The organism is Planococcus sp. NCCP-2050 (assembly GCF_023708025.1).
Taxonomy (GTDB): Bacteria; Bacillota; Bacilli; order Bacillales_A; family Planococcaceae; genus Planococcus.
On sequence record NZ_BRCX01000004.1, the window covers coordinates 221941 to 243090 of the forward strand.

The 21150-nt window shown below is 46.9% G+C and carries 23 protein-coding genes and 1 riboswitch; of the genes, 3 read left to right on the forward strand and 20 right to left on the reverse strand.

The window, feature by feature from the left end; translation table 11 throughout:
* Window positions 1–21: 21 nt before the first annotated feature.
* Window positions 22–3459, reverse strand: a complete 3438-nt coding sequence (gene metH / locus NFU07_RS14080; protein WP_251479134.1) for a methionine synthase — start codon at window positions 3457–3459, stop codon at window positions 22–24.
* On the reverse strand, window positions 3440–5299 hold the full coding sequence (locus NFU07_RS14085) for a bifunctional homocysteine S-methyltransferase/methylenetetrahydrofolate reductase (protein WP_251479136.1): 1860 nt from the start codon (window positions 5297–5299) through the stop codon (window positions 3440–3442). The genes metH and NFU07_RS14085 overlap by 20 nt, the downstream gene beginning before the upstream one ends.
* A 72-nt stretch (window positions 5300–5371) precedes the next feature.
* Window positions 5372–5476, reverse strand: a riboswitch (SAM riboswitch).
* Between the two features lie 187 nt (window positions 5477–5663).
* On the opposite strand from NFU07_RS14085, the gene NFU07_RS14090 reads away from it, so the two are divergent.
* Window positions 5664–6089, forward strand: a complete 426-nt coding sequence (locus NFU07_RS14090; RefSeq protein WP_251479137.1) for a hypothetical protein — start codon at window positions 5664–5666, stop codon at window positions 6087–6089.
* A gap of 219 nt (window positions 6090–6308) precedes the next feature.
* Here the strand turns inward: NFU07_RS14090 and NFU07_RS14095 are convergent, their stop codons facing one another.
* The 12 genes from NFU07_RS14095 to NFU07_RS14150 all read right to left on the reverse strand — a co-directional run bounded on the left by NFU07_RS14095 (window position 6309) and on the right by NFU07_RS14150 (window position 13066).
* Complete coding sequence (locus tag NFU07_RS14095) at window positions 6309–6827, reverse strand: YehS family protein (protein ID WP_251479139.1); 519 nt, start codon at window positions 6825–6827, stop codon at window positions 6309–6311.
* A gap of 331 nt (window positions 6828–7158) precedes the next feature.
* Window positions 7159–7935 carry a sulfite exporter TauE/SafE family protein gene (locus NFU07_RS14100; RefSeq protein ID WP_235198235.1) on the reverse strand — a complete coding sequence of 259 codons (777 nt, stop codon included), beginning with the start codon at window positions 7933–7935 and terminating at the stop codon, window positions 7159–7161.
* A 54-nt stretch (window positions 7936–7989) separates the two neighbouring features.
* Window positions 7990–8217, reverse strand: a complete 228-nt coding sequence (locus NFU07_RS14105; protein WP_251479141.1) for a sulfurtransferase TusA family protein — start codon at window positions 8215–8217, stop codon at window positions 7990–7992.
* Between the two features lie 49 nt (window positions 8218–8266).
* Complete coding sequence (locus tag NFU07_RS14110) at window positions 8267–9394, reverse strand: MBL fold metallo-hydrolase (RefSeq protein ID WP_251479143.1); 1128 nt, start codon at window positions 9392–9394, stop codon at window positions 8267–8269.
* A 69-nt stretch (window positions 9395–9463) separates the two neighbouring features.
* Entirely contained in the window at window positions 9464–10033 is a 570-nt protein-coding gene (locus NFU07_RS14115) for a sulfurtransferase TusA family protein (protein WP_251479145.1), read from the reverse strand.
* Window positions 10034–10081: 48 nt separating this feature from the next.
* A complete protein-coding gene (locus NFU07_RS14120; protein ID WP_251479147.1) occupies window positions 10082–10378 on the reverse strand; it encodes a rhodanese-like domain-containing protein in 297 nt (98 codons plus the stop codon).
* Between the two features lie 18 nt (window positions 10379–10396).
* Window positions 10397–10762: a rhodanese-like domain-containing protein gene (locus NFU07_RS14125; protein WP_251479149.1), complete on the reverse strand. Its 366-nt coding sequence runs from the start codon at window positions 10760–10762 to the stop codon at window positions 10397–10399.
* A 16-nt stretch (window positions 10763–10778) separates the two neighbouring features.
* Window positions 10779–11258: a DsrE/DsrF/DrsH-like family protein gene (locus tag NFU07_RS14130; protein ID WP_251479151.1), complete on the reverse strand. Its 480-nt coding sequence runs from the start codon at window positions 11256–11258 to the stop codon at window positions 10779–10781.
* Between the two features lie 144 nt (window positions 11259–11402).
* Window positions 11403–11663, reverse strand: a complete 261-nt coding sequence (locus tag NFU07_RS14135) for a metal-sensitive transcriptional regulator (RefSeq protein WP_235198229.1) — start codon at window positions 11661–11663, stop codon at window positions 11403–11405.
* A gap of 82 nt (window positions 11664–11745) precedes the next feature.
* The gene (locus tag NFU07_RS14140; protein WP_251479153.1) at window positions 11746–12129 is read right to left on the reverse strand and encodes a DUF302 domain-containing protein; all 384 of its coding nucleotides are present in this window, start codon (window positions 12127–12129) and stop codon (window positions 11746–11748) included.
* Between the two features lie 174 nt (window positions 12130–12303).
* On the reverse strand, window positions 12304–12519 hold the full coding sequence (locus tag NFU07_RS14145; protein WP_235198227.1) for a hypothetical protein: 216 nt from the start codon (window positions 12517–12519) through the stop codon (window positions 12304–12306).
* A gap of 139 nt (window positions 12520–12658) precedes the next feature.
* Window positions 12659–13066, reverse strand: a complete 408-nt coding sequence (locus NFU07_RS14150; RefSeq protein ID WP_251479155.1) for an MFS transporter permease — start codon at window positions 13064–13066, stop codon at window positions 12659–12661.
* A gap of 129 nt (window positions 13067–13195) precedes the next feature.
* Between NFU07_RS14150 and NFU07_RS14155 the strand changes: the two genes are divergently transcribed.
* A complete protein-coding gene (locus NFU07_RS14155) occupies window positions 13196–13783 on the forward strand; it encodes a TetR/AcrR family transcriptional regulator (protein ID WP_251479157.1) in 588 nt (195 codons plus the stop codon).
* A gap of 46 nt (window positions 13784–13829) precedes the next feature.
* On the opposite strand, the gene NFU07_RS14160 is transcribed toward NFU07_RS14155, so the two are convergent.
* From NFU07_RS14160 to groES, 6 genes are all read right to left on the reverse strand, one after another.
* Entirely contained in the window at window positions 13830–14597 is a 768-nt protein-coding gene (locus tag NFU07_RS14160; protein ID WP_251479159.1) for an MIP/aquaporin family protein, read from the reverse strand.
* 204 nt (window positions 14598–14801) lie between these two features.
* Window positions 14802–15647, reverse strand: a complete 846-nt coding sequence (locus NFU07_RS14165; protein ID WP_251479161.1) for a DegV family protein — start codon at window positions 15645–15647, stop codon at window positions 14802–14804.
* A 222-nt stretch (window positions 15648–15869) separates the two neighbouring features.
* Window positions 15870–16844: a tRNA dihydrouridine synthase gene (locus tag NFU07_RS14170; protein WP_251479163.1), complete on the reverse strand. Its 975-nt coding sequence runs from the start codon at window positions 16842–16844 to the stop codon at window positions 15870–15872.
* 212 nt (window positions 16845–17056) lie between these two features.
* Complete coding sequence (locus tag NFU07_RS14175) at window positions 17057–17995, reverse strand: sensor domain-containing diguanylate cyclase (protein WP_309296782.1); 939 nt, start codon at window positions 17993–17995, stop codon at window positions 17057–17059.
* 160 nt (window positions 17996–18155) lie between these two features.
* Complete coding sequence (gene groL, locus NFU07_RS14180; RefSeq protein WP_235198202.1) at window positions 18156–19787, reverse strand: chaperonin GroEL; 1632 nt, start codon at window positions 19785–19787, stop codon at window positions 18156–18158.
* A 35-nt stretch (window positions 19788–19822) separates the two neighbouring features.
* A complete protein-coding gene (gene groES / locus NFU07_RS14185) occupies window positions 19823–20107 on the reverse strand; it encodes a co-chaperone GroES (protein WP_052653086.1) in 285 nt (94 codons plus the stop codon).
* Between the two features lie 194 nt (window positions 20108–20301).
* On the opposite strand from groES, the gene NFU07_RS14190 reads away from it, so the two are divergent.
* On the forward strand, window positions 20302–21099 hold the full coding sequence (locus tag NFU07_RS14190; protein ID WP_251479167.1) for a CPBP family intramembrane glutamic endopeptidase: 798 nt from the start codon (window positions 20302–20304) through the stop codon (window positions 21097–21099).
* The last annotated feature ends 51 nt before the right edge of the window (window positions 21100–21150 follow it).

Genomic DNA, 21150 nt, shown 5'->3' on the forward strand with positions numbered 1-21150 from the left:
CGCATCGCTTCAACGACTTACTCAATCCACTACAAAATAACGCGCGTCCGGATGGGCAAAGACAATCGCCGACACCGAAGCTTCTGGGTCCATCATATATTCTTCCGTCAACTGGACCCCGATGTCTTCCGGTTTGATCAAGCCGAATAATTTCGCCTGATCTTCCAGGTTCGGACATGCCGGATAGCCGAATGAAAAACGCTGGCCCTGGTATTTGGCGGCAAAACGGTCGCGCATCGTGAAATCGGTCGCATCCGGGAAGCCCCATTGGTCGCGGATCTCCTGATGGATGCGTTCTGCAAAGCCTTCGGCCAGTTCCAGCGCGGTCGCTTGCAGCGCATGGCTTTCAAGAAACTTCCCTTGCTCTTTCAAAAGCTGCGCTTCATTTCGTACGCCGTGCCCTGCTGTCACTTGCATGAACGCGACATAATCCATTTCGCCGCTGTCGACCGATTTCAAGTAATCCGCCAAACATAAAAACGGTGCAGAAGATTGGCGCGGGAACGTGAAGCGCTCAATTTCGGTTTTCCCATCTGCCGGGCTGTAAATGATGACATCATCGCCGTCCGATTGCGCCGGGAAAAATTGATACATGCCGAACGGCTTCAGCAAGCCGGATTGCAAAAAGTCCGTCGCCAGTTCATGGAGCTCCACTGCCCGCGGATCGCCTTTTGCCAACGTGTTGTCGTTAAAGCCTTTCAAGCCGAGATGATGGCCGATCAACGTGCGCATATTGACGTACGGATACAAATGCGACACCGAATAATCTTTCCATACATGCCGGCGCAGATCGTGCGGCACATAGACCGGCACGTCTTCGCGCACCGTTTTGACCGGCTTTTCCGCGACTGCGACGGCCGGCTTCGCCGCACGGGCCGCCTCTGAAGCTAACCGTTTTTGCTGCTGGGCGTCGAGTTCTTTCAACAATTCCGCTTTTCCCGCACCGCTCTGCAAGCGATTGGCGAGGTCGAGCCCCTGCATCGCATCTTTTGCGTAAATGACCGGCCCGTCGTATTCGGCCGCTATTTTCGTTTCGGTAAAGCGCCGCGACAAGGCGGCGCCGCCGACCAAAATCGGCACATCAATGCCTGCTTCTTTAAAGTCTTGGGCCGTCAATACCATCTGTTTCGCCGACTTGACCAATAAACCCGACAAGCCCACCATATCCGGCTTCTCTTTCCGGATGACATCAATCAACGTGGCCGGCGTCACTTTGATGCCGACATCGACCACTTTGAACCCGTTATTGCTCAAAATGATTTCAACGAGGTTTTTCCCGATATCGTGCACGTCGCCTTTGACGGTTGCCAAAACGATTTTGCCTTTGCCGCTGTCATCCTCTTTTTTCTCCATATATTTTTCCAGGAAGGCAACGGCCGCTTTCATAACGCCGGCGCTTTGCAGCACTTCCGCAACGATCAATTGGTTGTCGTTGAACAAACGCCCGACTTCCGCCATCCCTTCCATCAACGGCCCGTTAATGACATCAAGCGGCGTGTCGTATAGATCCAGCGCTTTTTCAAGATCCGGAATCAAACCTTCTTTTGTTCCTTCGATAATGTAATAGGCAAGCCGTCCATCCACTGTTTTCGGGATATCGTCTTCTGCCTTCTCTTTTTTCTTGTCCCGGTAGAATGCTGTAAAGTCAGCCAAGGTTTCATCCGTGGTCGTAAACAGCAACTCATTTGCCATGCGGACTTCATTTTCCGGAATCGACGCGTAGCGTTCCAGTTTTTCCGTGTTGACGATGGCATAATCGAGCCCGGCCTGGGTGCAATGGTACAAGTACACGGCGTTCAACACTTCACGGCCAACCGGCGGCAAGCCGAATGAGACATTGCTGACGCCAAGAATCGTCAAAGTACGCGGGAATTTCGCTTTGATCAGCCGGATGCCTTCAATCGTTTCCACCGCGGATCCGATGTATTGCTGGTCGCCGGTTCCGACCGGGAAGACGAGCGGGTCAAAAATGATGTCTTCCGGTGCCAAGCCCCATTCGTTGACCAATAAATCATACGAGCGTTCCGCAATGGCCAACTTTCGTTCACGGGTCACTGCCATCCCTTTTTCGTCGATGGTTCCGACCACAACCGAAGCTCCGTATTTTTTCACCAATGGCATCACTGCCTCAAAACGCTCCAACCCATCTTCCAAATTGATCGAATTGATGATGGCTTTTCCTTGCGAAAATTTCAACGCCGCTTCAATCACTTCTTCGTCCGTCGAATCAATGACAAGCGGAACTTTCACTTTCTTGACGACTTCCTGCATAAAATTCACCATGTCTTCCAGTTCATCGCGGTCCGGGTTCGCGAGACAGATGTCGATAACGTGTGCTCCGTTCTTCACTTGTGCCCGCGCAATTTCTGCCGCTTCTTCGAACTGGCCATCCACAATCAGCCGCTTGAACTTTCGGGAACCGATGACATTCGTCCGCTCTCCGATAAACAGCGGCCGCATCGTTTCATCGTATTGCAGCGGTTCGATGCCGGAAACGACATGGCCATGCGAAACGGCTTCCGGTTTCCGCGGCGCTATCCCTTCCATCGCTTCTTTGACCGCCTTGATATGGGCGGGCGTCGTCCCGCAGCAGCCGCCGACGACATTGAGCCAGCCTTTTTCTGCAAAGCCGCGCAGCTTTTTCGACAACGATTCCGGCGTTTCGTGGTAATGCCCTTCTTCATCCGGCAAACCGGCGTTCGGATAGCAGCTGACATAGCCGTCCGACAGTTCTGCCAGCGAACGGATGTGGTCCGTCATAAATTCCGGACCCGTCGCACAGTTCAAGCCGACCGACAGCGGTTTGACGTGTTCAATGGAAATGTAGAACGCTTCAATGCTTTGCCCGGCAAGCGTCGTTCCCATCGGTTCGATCGTACCGGAAACCATGATCGGCAATTCAACGCCCGTTTCTTTAAATGCCTGCTTGATGCCGATCGTCGCCGCTTTCACATTCAGCATATCCTGGCTCGTCTCCAGCAAAATCAAATCGGCGCCGCCTTCAACTAAAGCTTTCGCCTGCACGTAGAAGTTCTCTTTCAGTTCATCGAATGTGATGCCGCCTGTCACCGATAAGGTTTTCGTTGTCGGCCCAATCGCTCCGGCGACAAACCGAGGCCATTCCGGCGTCGCGAATTTCGCTGCACTCTTCTTCGCAATTTCAACGGCACGCCGGTTGATGTCCGCCGCATTTTTGCCCAATCCGTATTCATCCAGCACGACCGGCGTTCCGCCGAACGTATTCGTACAGAGAATATCCGCGCCAGCTTGCAAATACGCATCGTGGACGCCTTCGATGACTTCCGGCTTTACGATGTTCAAGTATTCATTGCAGCCGTCGAACTCTTCTCCCCCGAAATCTTCCGGAGACAAGTCGGCGTTTTGGATCATCGTCCCCATGGCTCCGTCAATGATCAAAATTCTTTTTTCTAGCTGTTCTTCAATTCGCTGTTTGGACATGGCTGTGATCGCTCTCTTTCTGTTGATCTAATTTCCGAATGTAATGGATCAGTTCAATTGACATATCATAGCGGAAAAACGGCGTGATCACATAGATTCCGTTAAACAAGTCAGCCGCTGTGTCAATCAGTTCTTTTGCAATTTGGATGCCTTCCGCGGTTGCCCGTTCCTTATCCTCGCCGCATGCCCGCATCCGCTCAAGCGCTTCTTCCGACAGTTTGATGCCCGGCACTTCATTGTGCAGAAACTCTGCACTGCGAATGCTTGTCAGCGGCATGACCCCAAGGAAAATCGGCGTTTCCAGATGCTTCGTCGCTTCATGGATTTCGACGATTTTCTCTTTCGTATAAACCGGCTGTGAAATAAAATAATCAGCTCCGCTTTCAATTTTCTTCTCAAGCCTTGCGACTGCGCGGTCAAGCACCCGTACATTCGGATTGAATGCTGCAGCTACCGAGAAGTTCGCCTTCTTTTGCAGAGGTTTCCCTGAAAACGAAATCCCCTCGTTGAGCTTTTTGATCAATTGGATCAATTCCAAGCTTGAGACATCGTAGACGCTTGTAGCTCCCGGGAAATCGCCCACTTTTGTCGGATCTCCCGTTACAGCCAGGATATCACGGATGCCCAGTGCGTCCAATCCCATCAAATGCGATTGCAAACCGATCAGATTCCGGTCGCGGCAAGTGATATGCGCAAGCGGGCGAATCTGTTCCTGATGTTTCAAGATCGAGCCCATGGCAAGATTGCTGACACGCGGAGACGCAAGTGAGTTATCTGCCATGGTGACCGCGTCCACGCCTGCCGCATTCAACGCCTTCGACCCTTCCAGGAATTTAGTGACATCGAGATGCTTCGGTGTGTCGAGTTCCACAATGATTGTCCGTTCCGTCTTCGCTTTTTCATGGAGCGGCACTTCATTGGATAACTCCGCTTCCCGGATGACGATCGGTTTTTTCGTCTCCACTTCTTTTACCGTATTCGGCTTTAAATTGCCGACGCGTTTTTTCAACGCTTCAATATGCTTCGGCGTCGTACCGCAGCAACCGCCGATAAGGCGTGCTCCTTCTTCTCTTAAGAGCAGTCCCGCGCGCCCGAAATAATCGGCTTCCGATTCGTAGACGACGCGGCCATTTTCAAGATCCAATAAACTTGCATTCGGATAAGCGGAGAGGAAGGCTTTCTTCGGCAGCACTACGTCTTCCAGTGCTTGAATGGTATGGTGAGGGCCTAACCGGCAATTCACGCCGACAATGTCGGCGCCAAGTCCTTCGAGTTGATGGAGGGCATCGTTCAGCGCCATGCCGTTCTGTAAAATTCCCGGTTCGTGCATCGATACTTGAGCAATGAGCGGCACGTCTGTCCGTTTCCGCAAATGGGTAACGGTCGCTGCTAGTTCCTCAAAATCATAATAGGTCTCGAGCAATAAAGCATCCGGATCCCCGCTTAGGAGATAGCCAGATTGCTGGTCCACCATCGCGATAATTTCCTCAAGCGTCGCATCACTCTTCCGAATCCCGCGGATGCCGCCGATTGTTCCGAAAACAAACTGCCCGCCCGGTGCCACAGCGCGTTTTGCAATGGCAATCGCCGCTTCGTTGATTTCCTTTACTTGGCTCTCCAGCCCGTAGCGCGCAAGTTTCAGCGCATTTCCGCCGTAGGTGTTCGTTTGGATGATATCCGCACCTGCCTGGATATACTCTTCATGGATCCTTTCGATGATGTCCGGCCGCTGCAAATTCAATTCCTCGTTGCAATATTCGATGCCGTACGAATACAGCAATGTCCCCATCGCACCGTCCGCCGTCAGAATTCTCGTTTTCAACTCTTCTAATAACCCCATCATTTTAACCTCCTCTATATACAAAAAAAGCCCTCCATGAAAAAGAAGGCTTTATGAGTTCACACTCGTTCCTTTTCATCTCCCAGGCAATCGCTTGCCTGCTGGATTTAGCACCTGACCTTGCGGCTGGTTGCTGAAGCGTCATAGGGCCAGTCCCTCGACTTCTCTCGATAAGAATTCACTTTATTCAATTTTGCTTTTTATAAGGGTAACTGGTCTAGAAAGGAAAATCAAGGCGATTTACCAGAAATAAACGAACTTTCTGTTAAAAAAGACAATAACCGTTTTAGTTTCTCTTCGTTTCCCTTTTGGCCCATTTCAGCTATCATGGGAGTCAATCACCGCTTTTAGGAGGAATTTCTGTATGTCCGAAAAATACCTGCTTGATGTCAACGATCCACGCAATTATTTCGTGTTGCTCGAGAACCGCCTCTTCCCTTCGATTGCTAAAGATCCAAATGCCTTAGTGGAAGGCGCAGAACAGCATCTGGCGAAAAGTGCTGGCCCGCTTGCTATCTATGAACGCGTCGGCGTGCTCACTGCCGACATCGACTACACCATTCCATCGAGCTTTCATGCGGCAAGCGAAACCGAATACCAAAATTTCCTGTTCCGCTATACCGAAAACTCGGTGACGTTCATCGAACTTGAAAACACACTCTCCTATCCTACAACAGAAGCGCTTTTTGCAGCTGGCAACGACTTGTTGACAGAGAAAAAAGAGCAATCGCCCGCGGAAGATTTCATGGTACTAAGTGCCAAACTGCTCGCAACCTATCCGTGGCAATAAAAGAAAGCTGGATGGCATTTTTGCTGTCCAGCTTTTTGATTTCAGCCCGAAAACCATTTTCGTTTACTCCCGACTTCTTGTGAAATACGCTCGACTTTCGTTCGAATACTCCCGACTTCTGAATGAATACTCCCAACTTCACCTCGAATACTCCCAACTCTCCAATTCCCATCCTCTAAATCAAAAATCCGCCTCCAATTTAAGAAGCGGATCCATGCATTATTTTCTATATTTGATTGCCAGCCCTTTTAGGAAGTTGCGGGCATAGCGGTCGCCGCAAACGCTGTAATTCTTATGTCCTTGCTTTCGCAAAATGCCGCTCATCTCGCTTTTGGAAACGGTTACGCCGGCAAGTGCGAGCAGTTCAAGCATGTCTTCACTCGTCAATTGCAAAGCGATTTTCACTTTCTTCAACAGCAAATTGTTTGCCGGCTCGTTGCTCATTGGCGGCGCAGCTGGCTGCCCCGGTTTCGGCTCTTGGCGTCCCCGTTTGAAGATAATCAAGCCGTTCAAGAAGGACTCCAACATCCGGTTGTCGACACGGATATGGTCAGCATTTTCAGAAGCATCCAAAACGCTGTCCATGTCATCGTCTTCGCTTTCCGGCGTCTTCGTCAATACTTTCAGCACGTCTTCTTTCGACAGCTCGATGCCGCCTTCTTTGAAAATTTTTACCATATCATTATTTTTAATATCAAGTGCGTAGCGCAGCCTGATCAGAATATCATTATTGTCCATCGGGAAACCTCCATTTATTATGCATGATAGCTGTTCCATCATCTTTTTCGCTTTCTTTATCATAGCATATTTAAAAGGCCCGATTTGATGAAAACCTTTGTATTTGTCAAACAAGCTAATATTCTGCGTAATTAATAAATAATTGACACAACAGACAAGAACGCCTTCTTGTACATTAACGTAGACTCAATCATCTACTTCGCTCACAGCATTTGCAGAATTGACGATAGATGTGAAGAAATGATTTTCAACGGTATGAAAAACTGCTACAAACGGATAGCTTCTTTGCCGCTGGCCAGCAAATTTTGATGCGCACGACGCCATGCGCCCTTTAGAGAATATCGCTCCAGATTTTGATCGCTGTCCCTAAAATCAGCAAGGCCAAAATCCATTGCAGGTATTTCGTGTTCATCTTCTGTCCAAGTTTCGCCCCAAGCGGTGCGGCGATCAGGCTTGCCACAATCATGACGGCTGCCGGTCCGTACAGAATCTGGTCGGTGACAATTTTCCCCACCGTTGAGCCAATCGACGAGATGAAGGTAATCGCCAGTGAAGTCGCAATGGTCATACGCGTCGGTATTTTCAACACCACAAGCATGATTGGCACCAGGATAAAAGCACCCGCTGCCCCGACGATGCCCGCTGCAATTCCGACGATCAAAGCAAGGCCAGCCGCAAGCCCTTTATGGAACACCACTTGGTCAAGTGGAATGTCGTCGACTCCTTTTTTGGGCAGGAACATCATGATGACGGCAATTGTCGCCAAAATGGCATAAACGATATTGATGGCTTGTTCAGACAATAGCGTGGAGCCGTAGCCGCCGATAAAACTTCCGACTAAAATGGCTCCCCCCATATAAGCGATCAGCGCCTTATTAATGTAGCCGCTCCCCCGGTAAGCCCAAACTCCAGCGATCGTCGCAAAAAACACTTGGATGGCGCTGATCCCGGATACTTCATGGGCGCTGAAAGCCGTATAGCCAAGCATCACTGGTATGTAGAGCAGCATCGGGTATTTGATGATCGAGCCCCCGATCCCGACCATTCCAGAGATGAACGAGCCAATAAAACCGATGAAAAAAATGACGATGATAAAATCTATACTCATACCAATTCCTCCTTGCCAAAAAGAAAAAGGGCATCAGTCGATACCCTTCAGCTTTTAGCCTTTTTTGATCCAGAATTTCAACAAGCCGCCTTCTTCTTGGACTTCGAGCAAGTCATGGCCGCCTGATTTTGCCCAAGCTGCCATATCCGCTTTTGCCCCTTTATCCGTTGCATGGATTTCTAAGATTTGACCGGATGCCAGCTCTTTCATCTCTTTTCTTGTTTTCACAATCGGCATCGGGCATGCCAAGCCTTTTGCATCTAATACTTTATCTGAATTCATGTGAGTCGCTCCTTCATTTTCCAATTTTTTTATTGCCTCGTTCAATGGTTTACCGCACAGCACAGCGGTTTGGTCCGATTTCCATTTCCCGCTGCTCTTCTTCAGCCGGCGAAATGATTCCCATATTGGTCTTGCGGATTTCCTGATACGCATTCGGCTGCGGCGGCAGATGACGGGTCACCATATTCCGGAAAGCTTGTTCATCTTCTATATTCAATCCGTGGTTCTCTTTAAACAAAGTGCTCAATGTTTTATAGACGCTGCCGTCTTCATTCAACTCATCGATGATCATGAAATGAGCTGGAAGAACGATTAACTCGTCCGCTAATTCCGGATAGCGCTTGTAGAGGGATTCTCTTAAATCCCCCACCCAATCTTCTGCAAGCCCTGCAAGGTCCGGGCGTCCAATGGAATCGATAAACAGAATGTCACCCGTCATTAAATACTGGCCGTCTACGATGAAAGAAGTCGAACCGATCGTATGTCCAGGCGAATAAAATGCGTGGATTTCGGTTTTTTCTTCTCCTAATTCCACTTTCAGTCCATTGACAAGTTTCACGTAGTCAAACACCACTTCTTCTGCATCTGCCGGCGGCAAATAATAAGCTGCGCCTGTTGCTTCCGCGATTTGGCGTCCGCCAGAAATATGGTCTGCATGCAGATGGGTATCAAAGACGTGTTTGATCACGGCGCCTTTTTCCGCTGCGAAATCCAGAAAGACATCAGCCATGCGTGTTGCATCGATCAGGGCAGCTTCTCCGTCTGAGATGGCCATATAAGACAAACAGCCTTTTCCGATCCGGACAAATTGGTATAACTCACCGCCGCCTTTTAAATCCCCCACTTTCACCGGTTCCAAATGTTCGCTCCAAGCCTTCATCCCGCCTTCTAAGTAAGCGGCCTCGATCCCTTCTTCAGCAAGCATTTCTGCCACCATGACCGAAGATCCTTCTTTTGCACAAACCACCAGAATGTCTTTATCCGTTGGAAGTTTAGCCGCCGCTTCTTCGACACCGTCCAATAAATCAAAATACGGGATGTTCAAATAATCGATGCGGCTGCCTTCTATTTTCCAGTCCGCAAACGCATCTTCATTGCGGACATCAAAAATAAAGAGCGGTTCGTTGTTGATCACCTTTTTAGCAACTTCTTTTGCTGTTAACGATTCTACTGTCATCTTTTTACCCCCTGCCGTATAGTCTGTTCTAAAATTCCTGTTTCATCTGATGAGCTGAATTTCTGAGAATTACGCGTTGTTCTGCTCCGTAGAACCTGTCCATTCGGACATGCCCTGGGCTGCATTTTTAATGCGGGTAAATCCTTTTTCCTCTAACTGCTTCGCTGCAAAATCACTGCGCTTGCCTGTCCGGCAAATAACGATCACTTCTTTATCCGAATCCAATTCACTCACCCGCTGCTCGAGTTCGCCAAGTGGAATCGATACAGCTCCCTCGATATGCCCGAATGCATATTCTGCCGGTTCCCGAACATCCAAAACGATCAAATCTTCGCGTCCAAGTTGTTGCTCTAATTCTGCATTAGTCAGCGTGTGTGGAAATTTCATCTCCTCTTTTTCTTCTGAGCGATCGGCTTTCCGCAAATAATGGATCAGCACATTCCCTTCTTCAGAAGTCCCGAGGTAATGGTTGCCGCTGCTCTTGGCCCAAGCTTTCATATCCGCAAGTGAACCTCTGTCCGTTGCTTGCACTTCAATCACTTGTCCGGGTTCTAAATCATTCATCGCTTTCTTCGTCCGGACAATCGGCATCGGACAAGCTAGCCCTTTGGCATCCAAGGTTTTATCGGTCTTAATCATCTGTCTTCCTCCTTTTACCCACGGGGGTATATTTAATGTCAAAAAAATTTAAACCGTCGGACCGTTCCATTCCAGCATGCCGCCGTCCATATTGACTACGTCAAACCCTTTATCTTCTAATAACCGCGCCGCCATTCCACTGCGATTGCCTGAACGGCATACGAGAATATGTTCTTTCGATCGGTCGATATCCTGCAGACGGAATTCAAGCAGTCCTAATGGAATATTGACTGCTCCCGGTATCTTCCCTGCTTTTACTTCTTCTGTTTCGCGTACATCGATAATGGAAACATCCGGATGCCGGTTTACGTATTCATTCACTTCTTCTGTTGTCATTCGCTTCATTCTTTTTTCCTCCTATCGTTACGGCCGGTATTGGTTCATCCCGCCTGTTACGTTGATCACTTGTGTAAAACCATTTCGCTGCAATAGCGCCGCTGCCCGGCTGCTTCGCATACCGCTTTGGCAAATAACGTAAACTTCTTTTCCTTTATCGAGTTCCTGCAAACGCTTCGGCAATTCAGCCAGTGGGATATTCTTAAATTCCTTGATGTGGTTTGCTTTGAATTCTGCAGGTGTCCGTACATCGATCAATTGCTGCCCTTTTTTCTTGATCACCGATTTCAAATCATCCGTTGAAATCGCCTTTGCCCCTTTTGGAAGGAAAATGGCTCTGTACCCAATCCACAGGATGACCGCTCCAACCACTAACATCAGCCAAGTATCCATGATTCTCCCCTTTTCTTTAAATGAATAAATTCACATTGCCGTCTTCTGCATCAGCCAGATAAGCCGCTACTCCAGCAAAGGCCACGTCTTCCAGCAATTCTTCTTCTTTCAATCCAAGAAGATCCATCGTCATCGTACACGCCACCAGATTGATTTCTTGTTCTTTCGCCATATCAATCAATTGCGGAAGTGTCATTGCATTATGCTTGCCGATAACATGCTTAATCATCTTTGGTCCCATTCCGGCCATATTCATCGTAGAAAGCCCTAATTTATCTGCGCCTCTTGGCATCATTTTTGCGAACATCCCTTCAAGAAATCCTTTCTTCACGGCTTTCGGATTGTCTTTTCTTAAAGCATTCAGTCCCCAAAATGTGTGGAAAATCGTTACCTCGTGGTCGTATGCCGCTGCTCCATTCGCAATGATATAGGCCGCCATCGCTTTATCGTAATCTCCGCTGAACAAAATGATGTTCGTTGTCTTTCTTTCTTCCATCTCTGATTCCACCTTCTTTTATACCGCCGGGGGTATATTTTCATTTAAATAAAAACATGCTGACTCAACAACACGTAAAATACCTATAGGGGTATATTAACATCCAAAAAGAAAATCCGTCAACCCGAAAGTTCTACGGATTTCTTATCTGCTTTTAACCAATAGGCTAACCGCATCTTTAACCAGCTGATCTGTGCTTTCACCTTTATCAATGCTGTCCCGGACACATTGCTCCAAGTTCTCACTGACAATAACGCCGATTGCCCGGTCTACTGCGCTTCGTACTGCAGACAATTGAGTCACGACATCGCGGCAATCTTCGTTGTCTTCCACCATACGCAAGACCCCTTTAAGCTGGCCTTCGATTCTTCTTAGGCGGTTTTGGACTTGTTTATCGTATTCCATCGTACGATTGCCCCCTTCACTTTCCCTTGTTTCTATTCAATTTTATACCCCTTTGGGTATGAAATCAATCCTTCAAGCTTTCTTATACCGATTGGTCGATGCAGCCGATCAATCGTTTTTCGATCTCTACAGCGATTTTCTTAATAGAGTCGTTCTGAACCATGCCAGTTAAAGCAGTGGGACGCGGCATACCGATTTTCGTCGTTCCTTTTTCTTCATAGACGACGATTTTGCAAGGCAAGAAATACCCCACCATCAAATCTTCCGACAGCACTTTATTGGCTTCTTCCGGGTTGCAGACTTCCAGTACGGTAAACGGCGTATCAAAGTCTGTGCCTTTTTCTTTCAGCTTCGCTGCAAGATCAAAATTCCACAAGACACCGAACTTTTCGCTCTTTAAATTCTCTTCAAGTGCTTGCACCGCTTCGTCTCTGCTTTTTGGCGTTTCTACTGTGTAATTGAACATTTTTTCTCCTCCTCTTCTTCTATTCTAGGGCTCAAAATTAAACCCCTATGGGTATATCAACAACTACAGAATAACTCCTTTTTCTTGGAGGCACAACTAATCTGCTTCTCCGGATTTTTTCCTATAGAAAAAGCACTTCTTTTCGAAAGCTGAAAAGAAGTGCCTGTCATTGTTTTATTCGCCGCGCGGTGCTTTAGGTGGTTGGCATGTATCGCATTTGCGCTGGTTGTTTTTGTTGAACTTCGTGAAGGTCTTCTCAAAGTTATTGCCGCAAGAACATTTGAACAGCAGCTTTTGTGAAAATCCGTGGTATTCCGTTGACAGCAATTTGCTGTCGGAGTTTTTCTCTGTAAATTCTCTTATTTTATCGATCGTCCATCGTTTATTCATTCTCTTACACCTCTATCATTTATTTGCAGGCAGAAGCGCTTGGCTTCCGTTGAATTTTGGGTTCATCCGTATTCGTCCTAAGTTCCTTATTATAGCACGGCTTGACCGGCAATAAGAACAATAAATGATTTTCCTCTATTTACGATTTTAAAACGGCTTGGGTATTTTGCGTTTTTCTCGCCAAGAACTTTTCTTTGGCGTAGCCTGAGAAGAAGGTCATGAAGACCATTCCGACAACCAGCATGAGGATACTGCCGCCAAGATAAGCGGAGTCCATGTTAAAAAGTACGGCATTTCGGAACCACGACTGGAACGGCAAACCAAATCCCAACAATACGGCAAAGAACACAACTTTGACTTTCCAGTTCTTGCCCTTCATCTTCTTAATCGAATTATTTACAAAGATTCGCAAGAATGCAAGGGCAATCCCGATTCCCCAGAACATCAATAGATACATTTTGATATCTTCATCCATGGTAAATGCTTTCCCAAGCATCCCGACTCCAATTAAAAATGCTGCAATCATTGCTATATGAGATTTCTTCATATTCCATCACCTATTCCGTAAATTCCACTCAACACTCTGTTGATTGGTATATCTTTATTTTAGGCCCCTGCTATAATGAAAGCAATAAACAGAATAGGCACACCTGTTCAGTGGTACGGAGGGAAACGAATGGCTTCGATTTATGAAGAAATGGCCAAAAAGACGAAAGAAAAAATCCAGCAGCATTTCCTTCAGCTGTTAAAGGAAAAGAACTTCATGAAAGTATCTGTCCGTGACATCACCGAAGCGGCGGAGATCAACAGAGGCACATTTTATCTGCATTATTTGGATAAATACGATTTGCTGGATCAAATGGAAGCGGGATTATTGGAAAACTTGGATAAGCACCTCGAACAGCTGAAGCCGGATTTATTGCTCGAGGAAGCAGAAAAAGGCCGGATTTCGATGAACGCGGTGGAAGTATTCCGCTATATCCAATTGAACGCCGAACGTTTTCAAATCTTTCTCGGTGAAAATAACCACATCGGCTTTCACAAGCGGCTAAAACGTTTTTTCGTCGATCACTTTGTCGAAAAGATGATGAAAAACGAAAGCTTCTTCAAAAGCGCATCGGTCCCGCAAGATTATTTGTCATCCTTTGCCACTTCCGCTTTTTTAGGGCTCATTGAACAATGGCTGGAAAACGAACTGGCTGAAACACCGGAAGAAATGGCCGAAATGTATATCCATATCATTTTCTTTATCCGCAATTTATAACAGAAAAAAGGCTGTTTCCCCGGTCCACCAGGGAACAGCCTTTTTGTTATCTGCGGCTTCTGTTCGGCAGAGGATCGCTTTCCCCGTCAATCCGCGAATCTCCTGCCACTTCAAGACCCGTTTCTTCTTTTATATAAAAGAAACTTCTAAACACAAAGGCTGCAAGCGCTGCGCCAATCAATGGAGCAACAATGAATAGCCATACTTGGGCCAGGGCATCGCCGCCGGCAAAAATAGCCGGCGCCAAGCTTCTTGCCGGGTTTACGGAAGTGCCAGTTAACGGAATGCCAATGATGTGCACAAGCACCAAAGTCAACCCGATGACGATTCCACCCATATGGGAAGTGGCTTTACTCGAAGTCACACCGAGTATCGCCAGTACAAAGATGAACGTAAGGATGATTTCAACGCCAAACGCACCGAGCAAATTCAATCCGACAGCACTTAAATCACCATAGCCGTTTGCTCCGTATCCTTCAAGGGTAGTCGAATTTGCAACCACGAATGCGAGAAACGCACTCCCTGCAAATGCGCCCAAAATTTGAGCCACTACATACCCGCCAAACTCTTTAGCCGTCAAATTCCCCGACATCCAGACAGCCAGCGAAACTGCCGGATTTACATGGCATCCTGAAATATGCCCGATAGCGTAAGCCGCTGCCACAATCGACAATCCGAAGGCAAAAGCGATGGCTAAAACGCCGAGGTACCCATTATCGGTCCCTCCCGAATATCCACCTAAAACCACAGCCGCCCCTGTTCCAAGAAACACCAAGATAAACGTACCGATGAACTCTGCTAAATACTTCTTCATAGAAACCTCTCCTTTCCTTTAAAAGCCTCACCGACATGATTAATCTGAACTTTCAAAATATTATAGCATGGCTTTCCCTCTTATAATTTTTATTTAACGATATTTATCAAAATCACAAAAAACCTTTTCCCGAGAATGAGAAAAGGTTTTAGTCAATGTATAGATTAAATTCAGCTTCGGAATTTAAGGACTTTTGCAGCTTTTTTAATAAGCCACCCAGCTCAAACCGGTTGTCCCTTCACCAGCGTGAACCCCTACACAAACGCTGAGCTGGACAACTTGCACGTTGAGGTCTGGAAACTCTTCCAAAAGCTCGTTTTTCCAGATTTCTGCATCCGCTGCATTATTGCAATGGTTGACAGCCACTTCCGGTACAGCCCCTTTCGCCATATCTGAACGCAGCGATGAAATGACCCTGTTTTTTACCCGCTTATTGGAACGGACTTTTTCTTTCAGGACCGTTACTCCATCTTCGAAAGTAATAACTAATTTGATGTTCAGGATATTGCTTAAAAAAGCCTGGGTTCCTGAAACACGGCCGCTTTTGTGCAATTGATTCAAGCTAGAAGGAATAAATGAAAGATGTGATTTAGCTGCCATGCCCTTTAACACAGTCACCACATCTTCCACCTCTTTGCCCGCAGCAAGCAGCTCGGCTCCTGTTTCAATCATTTTGACCATCGGGAATGATCCAATTTTCGAATCAACGGGGAATACGTTTAAATCGGTCATTTCTGCAGCCGACTGGGCGGTTGCGAGGGTTCCCGAAAGGCCGCTGGACAAATGAAGCGCAATTGCGGAATCATAGCCGTCTGCCTGAATTTTTTCATATAGGGCTAGCATTTCGCCAATAGCCGGCTGCGAAGTTTTTGGGGAGACATGCGCCAAGCGCAATTTCCCATAAAATTCTTCCTGTGTAAAATCGATGGACTCTCTATAAACCCCATCTGAAAAAACAACACTAAGCGGAAGTACATAAACTTGATATTTTCGAATAAAATGATCGTCTAATTGAGCGGCTGTATCTGTGATCCAAGCTATTTTTTTCATCTAATAGTTTCTCCTTTAAATGCGATTCCATATCGGAAGCAGCTTTCTGCTACGGCTAATTTACCTGACGCACCAGATGACGGCTAGTGATAGGTGTCATATACGGATAAACTTTTGAAAGCGCCGACATAATTTGAACTTATTTTGCTGTTTTTACCACAAAAAAAGATCACCGATCTATATGCTGCATAGGTCGGTGATCTTTTGATATAAGCAGTTGGATCAACCAACTGCAATTCTTTGTTTAAATGTTTGAAGCAATGCCCGCGCCTCATCCGTCGATTCGCTTTTCAACAATTGGCTTCTGAATTCATCTGCGTCTGCGATGTTGCTGACATAGATTTTAAAGAAGCGGCGCAGCGGTCTGAACGGCAGCGGTTCTTCTTCCGTAGAGTAATAATCATGCAAATCCAACTGCAGCTCTAAAAGCTCCAGCATTTCTTCATCGCTATGCTCGCGCGGCTCTTTTTCAAAAGCGAACGGGTTTTGGAAAATCCCGCGTCCGATCATGACGCCGTCAATGCCGTATTTCTCAGCCAATTCCATGCCGGTTTGGCGATCCGGAATATCTCCGTTAATGGTGATCAAGGTATCCGGAGCGATTTCATCCCGCAGTTGCCTGATTTCAGGAATCAGCTCCCAATGTGCCGGCACGCGGCTCATTTCTTTCTTGGTCCGCAAATGAATCGACAAATTGGCGATATCCTGCTCGAGCACGTGCGTCAGCCAACCCTTCCATTCCTCGACATCGGTATAGCCGAGGCGGGTCTTAACACTGACCGGCAATCCGCCAGCCTTTGCCGCTTGGATCACTTCCGCTGCATTGTCTGGGAAACGGATCATGCCGCTTCCTTTTCCTTTTGTCGCCACGTTGGATACCGGGCAGCCCATATTGATATCGACGCCTTTAAAGCCCCGTTTCGCCATCCCGATGCTCATCTCACGGAACTGCTCAGGCTTATTGCCCCAAATGTGTGCGACCATCGGCTGCTCATCGGGGGTGAAAACCAATCGCCCTTCTTCACTGAAAACACCGTCCGGGTTGCAATAGCTTTCCGTATTCGTGAACTCCGTAAAAAACACATCGGGACGCGCAGCTTTCGCCACTACTTTCCGGAACACCACATTCGTGACTTCTTCCATCGGCGCGAGTATAAAGAACGGCCGCGGCAAATCACGCCAAAAATTCTCTTTCATATCCAACTTTCAATCCTTTCATCGCGGGGCAAAGAGCACACTCTTTACCCGAAATTCCTCATCTATTAAACGAAACCACATTTTAATTCATCATCGGGTCTTTCTTAACCTTAACTAGTTTACACGAGTCAGGCGCCTGTGGAAAGAAACGAATATCGAACATAAAAAACTCTTCACTCGCCAGTTGGCTTGTGAAGAGAAAGGATGTCTTTTCAGAAAAACTTATAAGTATTCTTTCCTTCAGCTTTGGCAAGATACAAAGCTTCATCTGCTTGTTTGAGCAGCGGTTCCAACGCACCCTTATAATTTGCGGGGTAACTCGCAATCCCTACGCTGGCAGAAAGGGCATAGCCTTGTTCCCATGCACTCAAAGCGTGAATGATCGCTTCTGCTTGTTCATTTATTTCTTCTTTGTCAGAAACACCGGAAAAGTGGATAACAAACTCATCTCCCCCTATTCTAACCACAAAAGCACCCAGCCCGTCCGCTACGAGCTGTTGCAGCCTTGAAGCGACTTCTTTCAAGACTTGGTCCCCTTCATCATGTCCACAGAAATCATTTACCTGTTTAAAGCCGTCCAGGTCCAAGTAGTAGATCACGCCACCCGCTTCGGAATGGCTCTCAAAAAACTTAAAAAGATACCGTCGATTATACAAATCCGTTAAAGCATCCCGGAAAGCCAAACGTTCCAAATCAAGATAATAAGAAAACATCCGGACAATTTTTTGCAGCAGCTGAATATTTTTGGGATCGAAGTGGCTGACTTTATCATTGACTGCACACAAGGTCCCGAACTTTTCACCATTTATATGAGAAATCGGCAGCCCTAAATAAGACCGGATTTTCATTTGATCAAGCTTACTTTGAAGCCCCGTCAAACTGCTTTCTTTTTTCGTGTCTTCGTAAACTAAAGGTTCGTTTTCTTGAAAATTAATCCGGTTGCATAAAGTATCGTTAAGGTTTAATATCAATCCTTCCCCCACCACAATACTCGTATCTTCATTCGAAAACTTTAAGATGACTTGCTGCGTATCACTATGAGAAGTCAAATAGATTAAGTGGCCAGGCAAAATCTCTTTCGCCAAATCCAATAAATCATTGGCCAGTTCATTAAAATTCTTATACATTTGCAGTTCTTGAAACGTGGTCATCACATAACACCCCAATTACTAATTGCCAAACCTCCGTATAGCGGCTGCATTTCATTAATTTTACCATAGATTATCGAATGACATTGTTGAGCAGCAAAGACAAATAAAAAAACCCTCAACCCTGTCAGATTGAGGGTTGAGAGTTTAGTTTGATAAATAATTACATCATGCCGCCCATGCCGCCCATATCAGGCATTCCGCCCATTGGTGCTGCTGGTTCTGGGATGTCTGCAACAACTGCTTCAGTTGTCAAGAACATTGCTGCAACAGAAGCTGCGTTTTGAAGTGCTGAACGCGTTACTTTTGTTGGGTCAACGATTCCTTGTTCAACCATGTTCACCCATTCGCCGTTTGCCGCGTTGTAGCCGACTCCGACTTCTTCTGTTTTCAGGCGGTGAACGATGATTGATCCTTCAAGGCCAGCATTTGTCGCGATTTGGCGAACCGGCTCTTCAAGTGCGCGAAGCACGATGTTGACGCCTGTTGCTACGTCGCCTTCTTGAGTTTCAAGAAGCTCTGCTACGCGGTTGTAGACGTTCACTAACGCCGTACCCCCACCTGCAACGATTCCTTCTTCTACTGCTGCACGAGTTGAGTTCAATGCGTCTTCGATGCGAAGTTTGCGTTCTTTCAACTCTGTTTCAGTAGCCGCTCCGACTTTGATGACTGCAACACCGCCAGCAAGTTTCGCCAAACGTTCCTGCAATTTCTCTTTATCGAATTCAGATGAAGTTTCTTCCAGCTGATTGCGGATCTGCGTTACGCGGGCAACGATTTTCTCTTGGTCGCCAGCGCCTTCTACGATTGTTGTATTTTCTTTCGACACAACCACTTTTGAAGCGCGTCCAAGCTGTGTGATGTTCGTTGATTTCAGCTCAAGGCCTAGATCTTCTGTAATCACTTCAGCGCCCGTTAGTGCCGCGATATCTTCAAGCATCGCTTTGCGGCGGTCACCGAATCCTGGAGCTTTAACTGCTACCGCGTTGAATGTTCCGCGCAATTTGTTGACAACTAATGTAGCAAGCGCTTCGCCTTCAACGTCTTCTGCTACGATCAACAATGGTTTGCTTTGTTGAACTACTTGCTCAAGGACAGGAAGGATTTCTTGGATGTTACCGATTTTCTTATCCGTTACAAGGATAAACGGGTTATCAAGAACCGCTTCCATTTTATCTGAATCCGTCACCATGTATGGAGACTGGTAACCGCGGTCGAATTGCATCCCTTCTACAACATCAAGTTCCGTTGTGAAGCCGCGTGATTCTTCCAACGTGATAACGCCGTCGTTGCCAACGCGTTCCATTGCTTCAGCGATCAATTTGCCGACTTCTTCGTCGCCGGATGAAATCGCTGCAACTTGTGCAATCGATTCTTTGCCTTCGATTGGCTTCGAAATCGCTTTTAATTCATTGACTGCGTTTTCCACAGCCATTTCGATTCCGCGGCGGATGCCGACAGGGTTCGCACCAGCTGTAACGTTCTTCAAGCCTTCACGGATCATCGCTTGAGCCAGAACCGTTGCAGTTGTCGTACCGTCGCCAGCGATATCATTTGTTTTAGAAGCCACTTCCGCAACAAGTCTCGCTCCCATGTTTTCAAAAGCATTTTCAAGTTCGATTTCTTTTGCGATGGTCACCCCATCATTTGTGATGAGCGGAGAACCGAATTTTTTATCAAGAACGACGTTGCGCCCTTTTGGCCCCAATGTCACTTTAACTGCATCTGCTAATTTATCTACACCTTTCAGCATCAAGCTGCGTGCATCTTCGCTGAATTTAATATCTTTTGCCATGTTTAGTCTTCCTCCTCAATGTCTATTGAAATGTATTAGCCTAAAATTGCTAAAATATCGTTTTCGCGCAAGATCAAGTATTCGTTGCCTTCATATTTAAGTTCAGTACCTGCGTATTTAGAGAAGATGATCCGGTCGCCTTCTTTGACTTCCAGTTCAGTGCGCTGTCCATTGTCGCGGATGACTCCATTACCTACAGCGATCACTTTGCCTTCCTGCGGTTTTTCCTGCGCTGAACCCGGCAGTACAATCCCGCTTGAAGTTTTTTCTTCCGCTTCTAAAAGCTCAATAATTACGCGATCTCCTAATGGTCTTAACAAATGAAACACCCTCCTCGAATTATCTAAATGTTCTCGATTAGCACTCTCAACCTACGAGTGCTAACCCACTTCTCAGTTTAATAAAATCCATTGTGATTTGCAAGTCAAAACCTTCCGTGTTTTTTATTCTTTGCGGTAATGTTTTGAAACCACTACAATGAAAGAAGAATTCAAAGACGAAAGGAATTGCCTCTATGAAATCAACTTCCCTGCAAAAAAAGAATGGAGACACTTCTTCAAAGAAACCCGCGAAGAAAAAATACGGCCGCAAAATGCCGAAGACTCCTCTCTATATTTTATTGACCTTTATCGTGATCCAGTTAGCACCCGCTCTAGTCGTAGTGCCCACTTATAATTATTTCCTCGGCCAAGGCCTAGATCCCGATACTGCAGAAGCCACCACTTCCGGCTGGCTCATCGTGTCGAGCATGGCCATCGGCTTTATCATCATGATGATTTTCGTTTTGCGCGATAAAAACTTCTTCAATATTTGGAACGGCAAAAAAGCCGGACTCTGGGCATCGATCGGCTGGGGTGTCTTGGGCTTTTTCCTGGTCTATTTCGGACAGATCATCGCCTCGCTGATCGAAATGAAAGTTCTCGGCATCGAACCGGGCTCTGAGAATACGATGTCGCTCGTCAGTGTCGCCGAAGTCGTACCGCTAACGATCTTAGCAATTGTCTTTTTCGGACCTGTCATGGAAGAACTCGTTTTTCGCCGCGTCGTCTTCGGCTCCTTAAACCAAACGACCAATTTCTTTATCGCGACCGCGATCAGCGCGCTCATGTTTGCGCTGGTCCACCTTGAATTCAGCCACCTGCTCGTTTACTTCTCGACAGGCCTTGTACTCGCATTCATCTACCAGAAAACCAAGCGCATCATTACACCGATCATCGCGCATATCCTGCTTAATGCTTTCGTCATGCTCATTCAGTTGAACATGGACAAAATCGAAGCCTTTACCAAGTACTTGGAAGGCCTCCAGCCATAAAGAAAAGCAGAGGTGCCCGTTTAGCCTCAACAAGCTTAAGACCTCGAGAGG

Bases quoted from the DNA above. Each gene is read 5' to 3' on its own strand.
- NFU07_RS14130 (WP_251479151.1), bottom strand. From the start codon at position 11,258: ATGGAAGAAAGAAAGACAACGAACATCATTTTGTTCAGCGGAGATTAC.
- NFU07_RS14120 (WP_251479147.1), bottom strand. From the start codon at position 10,378: ATGAAGCGAATGACAACAGAAGAAGTGAATGAATACGTAAACCGGCAT.
- NFU07_RS14100 (WP_235198235.1), bottom strand. From the start codon at position 7,935: ATGAGTATAGATTTTATCATCGTCATTTTTTTCATCGGTTTTATTGGC.
- NFU07_RS14170 (WP_251479163.1), bottom strand. From the start codon at position 16,844: ATGAAAGAGAATTTTTGGCGTGATTTGCCGCGGCCGTTCTTTATACTC.
- NFU07_RS14155 (WP_251479157.1), top strand. From the start codon at position 13,196: ATGGCTTCGATTTATGAAGAAATGGCCAAAAAGACGAAAGAAAAAATC.
- NFU07_RS14090 (WP_251479137.1), top strand. From the start codon at position 5,664: ATGTCCGAAAAATACCTGCTTGATGTCAACGATCCACGCAATTATTTC.
- NFU07_RS14140 (WP_251479153.1), bottom strand. From the start codon at position 12,129: ATGTTCAATTACACAGTAGAAACGCCAAAAAGCAGAGACGAAGCGGTG.
- NFU07_RS14135 (WP_235198229.1), bottom strand. From the start codon at position 11,663: ATGGAATACGATAAACAAGTCCAAAACCGCCTAAGAAGAATCGAAGGC.
- NFU07_RS14165 (WP_251479161.1), bottom strand. From the start codon at position 15,647: ATGAAAAAAATAGCTTGGATCACAGATACAGCCGCTCAATTAGACGAT.
- NFU07_RS14110 (WP_251479143.1), bottom strand. From the start codon at position 9,394: ATGACAGTAGAATCGTTAACAGCAAAAGAAGTTGCTAAAAAGGTGATC.
- NFU07_RS14160 (WP_251479159.1), bottom strand. From the start codon at position 14,597: ATGAAGAAGTATTTAGCAGAGTTCATCGGTACGTTTATCTTGGTGTTT.
- NFU07_RS14115 (WP_251479145.1), bottom strand. From the start codon at position 10,033: ATGATTAAGACCGATAAAACCTTGGATGCCAAAGGGCTAGCTTGTCCG.
- NFU07_RS14085 (WP_251479136.1), bottom strand. From the start codon at position 5,299: ATGGGGTTATTAGAAGAGTTGAAAACGAGAATTCTGACGGCGGACGGT.
- groL (WP_235198202.1), bottom strand. From the start codon at position 19,787: ATGGCAAAAGATATTAAATTCAGCGAAGATGCACGCAGCTTGATGCTG.
- NFU07_RS14175 (WP_309296782.1), bottom strand. From the start codon at position 17,995: ATGACCACGTTTCAAGAACTGCAAATGTATAAGAATTTTAATGAACTG.
- NFU07_RS14105 (WP_251479141.1), bottom strand. From the start codon at position 8,217: ATGAATTCAGATAAAGTATTAGATGCAAAAGGCTTGGCATGCCCGATG.
- NFU07_RS14125 (WP_251479149.1), bottom strand. From the start codon at position 10,762: ATGGATACTTGGCTGATGTTAGTGGTTGGAGCGGTCATCCTGTGGATT.
- metH (WP_251479134.1), bottom strand. From the start codon at position 3,459: ATGTCCAAACAGCGAATTGAAGAACAGCTAGAAAAAAGAATTTTGATC.
- NFU07_RS14150 (WP_251479155.1), bottom strand. From the start codon at position 13,066: ATGAAGAAATCTCATATAGCAATGATTGCAGCATTTTTAATTGGAGTC.
- NFU07_RS14145 (WP_235198227.1), bottom strand. From the start codon at position 12,519: ATGAATAAACGATGGACGATCGATAAAATAAGAGAATTTACAGAGAAA.
- NFU07_RS14190 (WP_251479167.1), top strand. From the start codon at position 20,302: ATGAAATCAACTTCCCTGCAAAAAAAGAATGGAGACACTTCTTCAAAG.
- NFU07_RS14095 (WP_251479139.1), bottom strand. From the start codon at position 6,827: ATGGACAATAATGATATTCTGATCAGGCTGCGCTACGCACTTGATATT.